7 protein-coding genes and 1 pseudogene are annotated in these 8,441 nt (G+C 34.3%); all 8 read left to right on the top strand.

Going from position 1 to position 8,441, the window contains the following annotated elements; all coding sequences use genetic code 11:
* The first annotated feature begins 172 nt into the window (after positions 1–172).
* The 8 genes and pseudogenes from BWGOE10_RS12875 (at position 173) to BWGOE10_RS12845 (ending at position 8,441) form a co-directional block, all read left to right on the top strand.
* Positions 173–1,249 (top strand): RapH N-terminal domain-containing protein, encoded by a 1,077-nt coding sequence (locus BWGOE10_RS12875; protein WP_070142539.1) that lies wholly within the window; start codon positions 173–175, stop codon positions 1,247–1,249.
* A complete protein-coding gene (locus tag BWGOE10_RS12870; RefSeq protein WP_070142541.1) occupies positions 1,236–1,454 on the top strand; it encodes a hypothetical protein in 219 nt (72 codons plus the stop codon). Before BWGOE10_RS12875 ends, BWGOE10_RS12870 begins: the two co-directional genes overlap by 14 nt.
* Positions 1,455–1,619: 165 nt before the next feature.
* Positions 1,620–1,741, top strand: a pseudogene (locus BWGOE10_RS33410) (DNA-binding response regulator); the annotation flags it as partial.
* 195 nt (positions 1,742–1,936) lie between these two features.
* Entirely contained in the window at positions 1,937–3,139 is a 1,203-nt protein-coding gene (locus BWGOE10_RS12865) for an OFA family MFS transporter (protein ID WP_070142543.1), read from the top strand.
* Positions 3,140–3,884: 745 nt separating this feature from the next.
* The gene (gene dhbA / locus BWGOE10_RS12860) at positions 3,885–4,670 is read left to right on the top strand and encodes a 2,3-dihydro-2,3-dihydroxybenzoate dehydrogenase (protein ID WP_070142545.1); all 786 of its coding nucleotides are present in this window, start codon (positions 3,885–3,887) and stop codon (positions 4,668–4,670) included.
* A gap of 26 nt (positions 4,671–4,696) precedes the next feature.
* On the top strand, positions 4,697–5,896 hold the full coding sequence (dhbC, locus tag BWGOE10_RS12855; RefSeq protein ID WP_070142547.1) for an isochorismate synthase DhbC: 1,200 nt from the start codon (positions 4,697–4,699) through the stop codon (positions 5,894–5,896).
* 13 nt (positions 5,897–5,909) lie between these two features.
* Positions 5,910–7,526, top strand: coding sequence for a (2,3-dihydroxybenzoyl)adenylate synthase (locus BWGOE10_RS12850; RefSeq protein ID WP_070142549.1), 1,617 nt, complete (start codon positions 5,910–5,912; stop codon positions 7,524–7,526).
* A 24-nt stretch (positions 7,527–7,550) separates the two neighbouring features.
* A complete protein-coding gene (locus BWGOE10_RS12845; protein WP_070142551.1) occupies positions 7,551–8,441 on the top strand; it encodes an isochorismatase family protein in 891 nt (296 codons plus the stop codon).

Here is an 8,441-nt window from a genome sequence, read left to right as displayed (position 1 = left end):
GTCATTATGTTAATAAATTGTATATTTTCTATTTATGTGTAGAGAATTGTAAAAATCCATTCCTTTAATTCCAAATATTTTGCTAGAAAAATAAAAAAAGTGAAAGTGGAAATACACTTTATTCTCTGTTAATAATTGTATTAATATGTAGAACAAAGAGAGGGTGGGATATTTGAGTACAAGCATTGTAATGAAAAGCCAGATTATAAGACTATTAAATGATTGGTATCAAGAGATACGGGTGCAACATGTAATTAAAGCTGGTGAGTTAAAAAAAGAAATAGATAGTAAAATTTATAATATAGAAGAAGATCAAGAAATCTTAATTTATTATTCTTTACTTAGCTTTCGATACAAAATGTTGATTGGGGAAGTTGATAGTAGGAAAACTAATATAAATTCGATTTCAGAAAGAACGGATACGTTTTTACAGTATTATTTTTATTTTTTTGAATTTATTTACGCAATGGAGCTAGGGAATTATTGTAACGCAAAAAAGCACTATAAACTCGCAGAGAGTTTGCTGGCTTCAATACCAGATGAAGCGGAGAAAGCGGAATTTAATTATCGAGTATCGTTATTTCATTATTGTATATCACAACCGACTTTAGCGATTTCTTATGCTTTGAAAGCACAAAATTTTTTTGGTAAGAGTTTAGGGTATGAAGTTAAAACTGCGGCTTGTAAAAATACTTTAGGGGTGTGTTGTATAGCACTAGGACAATATGAGCTTGCAGAAGAATATTTAGTGTCGGCGATGAATACATTTACAAATCTAAAAGAAGAACAACTAATAATAAAAGTTAGATGCAATTTATGTTTATTATATGCAGAGCAAAAATTTTCAGAATTAGCTATCCAACAATTAATTAATTCTTTTGAAGAAATTGAGAAAGATTATAAAACAATATTTTTATTAGCGAGTGAATATTCAAAACTAAAAAAATTCAAAGAAGCGAGTCGATATATTGAAAAGGGATTAAAAATATGTAACAGAGAATATGAGTATCATTTCAATATTTTAAAAGCATTAAATGAAGAAATGCCGATTGAAGAGTTAGAAGTGATTATCGAAGAAGCAATTCAATATTTTAAAGAACAAAATTTATGGATAGAAGTAAAAAAATATGCGGAGCGGTTAGCGATTCAATATTTTGATGTTGCAAATGAAAAGAAAGCTATCCAGTATTTTTATTTAAGTTATGAAGCTAGAAAAATTATTCAACAAAAAGAGGGTGTATACGTCTAAATTAAATGTAGGTATTTTAAGTGTTTTTAGGATTAGCAGTATTGTTTCTCGGAGTATATGGATCAGTTTTTTTAACAAGTGTGTAGAGTTAAAAGAAGTTTTAACAAGACGTATTAAAAACGCATTCGTTATTATGGAATTTGTAGAGCGAATTGTTACATTTGAAGAAACAATTGTAAACGTACAAAGAAAGTCAGCCTTATAAATTGACCCCATAAAGTAAGAAGACTTTTAGACATATAAAAGGGAAGGTTTTATTACATTTTTAATGTAATGTTTTTTTGTGTTTGTTTAAATAGCCTGTAGTTTCTAAAAGAGGTTATATATTTTAGTACCCTATTATTAGGGTACTTTTTTGTTTGTATACGGTAATCAAAATTCTGAAGTCCAGCCATGGCGTAACTTTACGCATAACTTTTTATGAAAGAAGATTCAAAAGTACCTGTAAGTCGTACTTATGCAAAACAATACAAAAAGTTGCGACGTATTTAACAAGTAGTTTTTTGTATTTCATCCTTCGTTTTCTGTAACTGATTCCATATTTTTGACGCTCCGTCTTGTAAGTGCTTACATGGACAGGGATATCCTATACAATGAAGTTGTTAAATCGAATGAGGTGGCGAAAATGAAAATAAAAAAAGCATATTTAGCGAATAGCATTGAAATAGAAAGAGGAGGAGAAATGGTATGAAAAAATCATCTGTTAACCCATGGCTTGTTGTCCTCGGCACAGTCATAGTACAAATGGGGCTTGGAACGATATATACATGGAGCTTATTCAATCAGCCTTTAGTGAGTAAATACGGTTGGAGTCTAAACGCTGTTGCTATAACATTCTCCATTACTAGCCTGTCTTTAGCGTTTTCAACTTTGTTTGCGAGTAAATTACAAGAAAAATGGGGACTTCGTAAACTCATTATGGTAGCTGGACTAGCATTAGGAATGGGATTAATACTTAGTTCACAAGCTTCCTCATTACTAATGCTTTATGTACTAGCGGGAGTTGTTGTAGGTTACGCAGATGGAACAGCATATATCACTTCACTATCCAATTTAATAAAGTGGTTTCCAAAGCGTAAAGGTTTAATCGCTGGTATATCTGTCTCTGCATATGGTACGGGTAGCCTCATATTTAAATACATTAACGCAAAGTTAATTGATTCAGTTGGTGTATCGCAAGCGTTTATATACTGGGGCTTAATTGTTACAGCTATGATTGTGATTGGCGCTTGTTTAATCCACCAAGCCGCTGATCAATGTGCAGTTCAGGAAACAAAAACTAAGGAATATACAACAAAAGAAATGCTGGGCACAAAACAAGTATACTTATTATTTATTATGTTATTTACATCATGTATGAGTGGCTTATACTTAATTGGCATGGTAAAAGACATCGGTGTTCAACTTGTAGGGCTTAGCGCAGCAACAGCAGCTAATGCGGTGGCTATGGTTGCAATCTTCAATACATTGGGTCGTATCATTCTGGGACCGTTATCAGATAAAATCGGCCGTTTAAAAATCGTTACTGGTACTTTTGTTGCTATGGCGACTTCAGTCTTGGTTCTAAGTTTCGTAGATTTAAATTATGGTATCTACTTCGTCTGTGTAGCAAGTGTAGCGTTTTGCTTTGGTGGAAATATCACTATTTTCCCAGCTATTGTTGGTGATTTCTTCGGTATGAAAAATCATAGTAAAAACTACGGAATTGTGTATCAAGGATTTGGATTTGGAGCGCTTGCAGGATCCTTTATCGGTGCAATTTTAGGTGGGTTCAAACCAACTTTCATGGTGATCGGCGTATTATGTGTCGTGTCATTTATTATCGCAATTTTAATTCAAGCACCTAATCAGAAAAAAGAAAAAGAAGAAGAGTATCGCAGTGTAGCGTGAGTATTTATATCTTCTATTACACTACTATAACTAAAAAGTACCCTGTTAAACAGGGTGCTTTTTTACGGTTTATTATAAAATTACGAAAGGGAAGTGGATGCCAAACCACTTTCCTGTTTTCTTTATGAACTATATTTTAATTGATTTTCTCTACCCAGTCTTTATTATTTTCGGAATTTCCCTGATGAAAAAAGCGAGTAAAACATCTCGTTGGATTATACTGGAATATTATTAAGTGATGCATAATATATGAAACTCTTACTAAATATTAGATTATATACATGACATTCATTGAGAAATGCAAGATGTAAAATGAGATATTTTCAGAAAAATATTGAGAAAAGAAAAACTGAAGATGAAGAAATCTGCAGTTTTTCTTTTTAAATTTCAAAATGATGAGAAGGAATTATGGATTTAATTTTTAACTTAAGCACTTTTTAATGCTTATATATGCAATTTTATATAGAAACATAAAAATACTTTATCTGAAAAATAAAAAAAGATTGACAAGTATATTGAGAAACATTATCATTTTGGTGTAGATAAAGAAAATGAAAATCATTATCAATTGGTTAATTTGTTTTCTTTTCTATGATTATGTAATAAAAAACATACTTGACCAATTAGTTTAGTAAGTGTATTATTTTTTTACTGAAAATAATCGATAATGAAAATCATTATTAATTATTTTATCAACTCTGTTTAATTTGGTTAACTTTATTTTTGTAAAGAAAGGGTAGAGACAATGGAATACAGGGAATTTGATGGGAAGACCGTTGTAGTAACAGGTGCTGCTCAAGGTATAGGAATGGTTGTAGCTAAAATGTTTATAGAAAGAGGAGCAACAGTTATTGCAGTTGATCAAAATGAAGAAGGACTTAATATGCTTTTACATGATCATGAAATAAATGAACCGTGTATTAAGATATTTCATTTAGATGTGAGTGATAGCGTTGCTGTTGAAGAGCTAGTCAATCATATTGAAAATGACCTAGGTCCTATAGATATATTAATAAATGTTGCAGGGGTATTACGTATGGGACTGATTCACTCTTTAAGTGATGAGGATTGGAATAAAACATTCTCTGTAAATTCTACTGGCGTTTTCTATATGTCCCGAGCAGTAAGTAAACGCATGATGTTAAGAAAGTCTGGGGCAATTGTTACAGTTGGCTCAAATGCGGCAAATACTCCGAGAATGGAGATGGCTGCGTATGCTGCATCAAAAGCTGCAACGACAATGTTTATGAAATGTTTAGGATTAGAACTCGCAGCATACAATATTCGTTGTAACTTAGTTTCTCCAGGTTCTACTGAAACTGAAATGCAAAGATTACTATGGGCTGATGAGAATGGAGCTGAAAATATAATTGCTGGTTCTCAAAATACATATAGACTCGGAATTCCTTTACAAAAAATTGCACAACCTTCAGAAATTGCTGAAGCAGTATTGTTTTTAGCTTCAGATAAAGCGAGTCATATTACAATGCACAATTTATGTGTAGATGGCGGAGCTACATTAGGAGCTTAATAAAAAAATCAGGAGGTTATTATACTATGAATGAACTTACAGCCGTAAAGGAACTGTCAGAAAAACTTTTAGAAGATTATAAGACTGAATCTTCATTCTTTTTCGCTTCGCCAAATAGAACGATATTGGCAGAAGGAGAGTTTACTACAGTAAAACATAGTGAAATTGAAAGCTTTCCAGAGCTTGTAAAGGCGGTATTAAGTACTGCCAAACAGGATGGAAATCCAGATCCTATCGTTGTAGGAGCTTTGCCATTTGATCGTAGAAAAGAAGTTCAACTTATCGTACCAGAATATAGCAGGACTTCTGAGCGTTTACAGTTAGAGTCAACAAATGAGATAAAACGAAATGAGAAACTGACATTTGAAATGACACCGGTTCCAGCTCCTGAAGTTTATATGGATGGTGTGAAGCAAGGGATTGAAAAAATTCAGGACGGAGATTTTAAGAAAATCGTTCTATCTAGATCGTTGGATGTTAAGTCTTCCGAGATAATTGATAAACAAAAACTACTTCGTGAATTAGCAGAGCATAATAAGCACGGTTATACATTTGCTGTTAATTTACCGAAAGATGAAAACGAGAACAGTAAGACGTTAATTGGAGCAAGCCCTGAATTACTTGTTTCACGTCATGGTATGCAAGTAATTTCTAATCCGTTAGCTGGTTCAAGACCACGTAGTGATGATCCAGTAGAAGATAAAAGAAGAGCAGAAGAATTACTTTCTTCTCCAAAAGATTTACATGAACATGCGGTAGTAGTTGAAGCGGTTGCCGCTGCACTTCTTCCGTATTGTCATACATTACATGTTCCGGAAAAACCATCAGTTATTCATAGTGAAGCAATGTGGCATTTGTCTACAGAAGTGAAAGGTGAACTTAAGGATCCAAATACTTCTTCTTTAGAATTAGCAATTGCTCTTCATCCTACGCCAGCAGTTTGCGGAACTCCAACGGAAGAAGCGAGAGAGGCTATTCAACAAATTGAGCCATTTGACCGTGAATTCTTTACAGGAATGTTAGGGTGGAGCGATCTAAATGGAGATGGCGAATGGATTGTTACAATTCGATGTGCTGAAGTGCAAGAGAATACACTTCGATTATTTGCAGGAGCTGGAGTTGTTGCTGAATCAAAACCAGAAGAAGAGTTAGCGGAAACATCAGCTAAATTTCAAACAATGTTAAAAGCTTTAGGGTTAAGTGATAATTCATTGAATGAAAAGTAGGGGGGAAGAAAGAATGTTAGCAGGTTATACGGAATGGCCAAAAGAATTAGTAGACCGTTATCGAGAAGAAGGTTGTTGGCATGGAGAGACATTTGGTGCGATGTTAAGAGAACGCGCTGAAAGGCATGGAGATGAAATTGCGATTGTAAGTAGTAATACACATATAACGTATAGTGAACTTGATAAAAAGGTGGATCGCTTAGCTGCAGGTTTACTGAATTTAGGAATAAAGCAAGAGGATCGAGTTGTAATCCAATTACCTAACATTATAGAGTTTTTCGAAATATGTTTTGCGCTATTTCGAATTGGAGCGCTTCCTGTTTTTGCACTACCTTCACATCGAAGCAGTGAAATTAGTTATTTTTGCGAGTTTGGTGAGGCGAGCGCTTATGTTATTTCAGACAAGGCATTTGGATTTGATTATCGAAAATTAGCAAGAGAAGTGAAAGAGAAAGTTCCAACTTTACAACATGTAATCGTAGTGGGGGAAGAAGAAGAATTTGTGAATATAAATAATCTTTATATGGATCCGGTTCCATTACCAGAAGTTTCTCCAAGTGATGTTGCGTTTCTCCAATTATCAGGAGGGACAACAGGACTTTCTAAATTAATTCCTAGAACACATGATGACTATATTTATAGTTTACGTGTTAGCGCTGAGATTTGTAATTTAAATGCAGAAAGTGTCTATATGGCAGTTCTTCCAGTAGCACACAATTACCCGATGAGTTCTCCAGGGACATTTGGAACTTTTTATGCGGGTGGAAAAGTAGTGTTGGCAACTGGAGGGAGTCCAGATGAGGCATTTGCTCTTATAGAAAAAGAAAAAGTGACGATTACAGCGCTCGTTCCACCATTAGCAATGATTTGGCTTGATGCAGTTGATTCGCGTACCAACGATTTATCGAGCCTACAAGTACTTCAAGTAGGTGGAGCGAAATTTAGCGCTGAAGTTGCAAAACGAATACGTCCTACAATTGGATGTACGTTACAACAAGTATTTGGTATGGCGGAAGGATTAGTAAATTACACAAGACTAGATGATCCAGAAGAAATCATTATTCATACACAAGGTAGACCGATGTCTACATTTGATGAAATTCGAGTTGTTGATGAAAATGATAATGATGTAAAGCCTGGTGAAGTAGGTAGTTTATTAACACGAGGGCCATATACAATTCGTGGCTATTATAAAGCGGAAGAGCATAATGTAAGGTCATTTACAGAAGATGGATTTTATCGTACAGGTGATCTTGTAAAAGTAAATGAACAAGGTTACATCATTGTAGAAGGAAGAGATAAAGATCAAATTAACCGTGGTGGTGAGAAGGTTGCTGCAGAAGAAGTTGAAAATCATCTATTAGCACATGATGCAGTACATGATGTAGCAATTGTATCTATGCCTGACGATTATTTAGGAGAACGTACTTGCGCTTTTGTTATCGCTCGTGGACAAGCCCTAACTGCAAACGAATTAAAAATGTTCTTAAGAGAACGTGGTATAGCAGCCTATAAGATTCCAGACCGAATTGAATTTATTGAATCATTCCCACAAACAGGTGTTGGAAAAGTAAGCAAAAAAGAATTACGTAAAGTCATTGCTGAAAAACTTATTACAGTAAAACAATAATAAAAATCGGAAGGAAGTGATTAGATGGCTATCCCATCTATTTCAGTATATAAAATGCCAGTTGAATCAGAACTACCAAAAAATAAAGTGAATTGGACACCGGATCCGAAACGTGCAGTTCTTCTAATCCACGACATGCAAGAATATTTTCTTGATGCATATAGCGATAAAGAATCGCCAAAAGTAGAACTAATTTCAAATATTAAGGTGATAAGAGAAAGATGCAAGGAACTTGGTATACCAGTTGTTTATACAGCACAACCTGGTGGACAAACGTTAGAACAACGAGGGTTATTACAAGACTTTTGGGGTGACGGTATTCCTGCTGGACCAGATAAAAAGAAAATTGTCGATGAACTTACTCCTGAAGATGATATATTCCTGACAAAATGGAGATATAGTGCATTTAAAAAGACAAATCTATTAGAAATTTTAAATGAACAGGGAAGAGATCAACTTATTATTTGCGGTATTTATGCGCATATTGGCTGCCTTTTAACAGCTTGTGAAGCATTTATGGATGGTATAGAGCCATTTTTTGTAGCAGATGCAGTTGCTGATTTTTCACTAGAGCATCATAAACAAGCATTGCAGTATGCATCTAATAGATGTGCAGTAACGACATCAACCAACTTACTGTTAAAAGATTTACAAAATTTAAAAGGTAATGACGGTGAAGGGATCACTTTACAGGAAGTGCATGAACTAGTTGCACAATTACTCCGTGAGCCAGTAGAGAGTATTGAAGTTGCTGAAGACTTATTAAATAGAGGACTTGATTCGGTCAGAATTATGAGTTTAGTAGAGAAATGGCGTCGCGAAGGGAAAGAAATCACTTTTGCAGATTTAGCAGAACGTCCAACTGTTGATGATTGGTACCGTTTACTATCTTCACAAGCAGCACAAGTGCTGTAA

The sequence above is a fragment of the Bacillus mycoides genome (assembly GCF_001757995.1).
In the GTDB taxonomy this organism is placed as follows: Bacteria; Bacillota; Bacilli; order Bacillales; family Bacillaceae_G; genus Bacillus_A; species Bacillus_A mycoides_B.
The sequence above is the reverse complement of the archived record's forward strand: the minus strand, read 5'-3'. Positions and strand labels throughout refer to the sequence as shown.

Excerpts from the sequence above, each read along its gene's own strand:
- BWGOE10_RS12865 (WP_070142543.1), top strand. The coding sequence starts at position 1,937 with ATGAAAAAATCATCTGTTAACCCATGGCTTGTTGTCCTCGGCACAGTC.
- dhbA (WP_070142545.1), top strand. The coding sequence starts at position 3,885 with ATGGAATACAGGGAATTTGATGGGAAGACCGTTGTAGTAACAGGTGCT.
- dhbC (WP_070142547.1), top strand. The coding sequence starts at position 4,697 with ATGAATGAACTTACAGCCGTAAAGGAACTGTCAGAAAAACTTTTAGAA.
- BWGOE10_RS12850 (WP_070142549.1), top strand. The coding sequence starts at position 5,910 with ATGTTAGCAGGTTATACGGAATGGCCAAAAGAATTAGTAGACCGTTAT.
- BWGOE10_RS12845 (WP_070142551.1), top strand. The coding sequence starts at position 7,551 with ATGGCTATCCCATCTATTTCAGTATATAAAATGCCAGTTGAATCAGAA.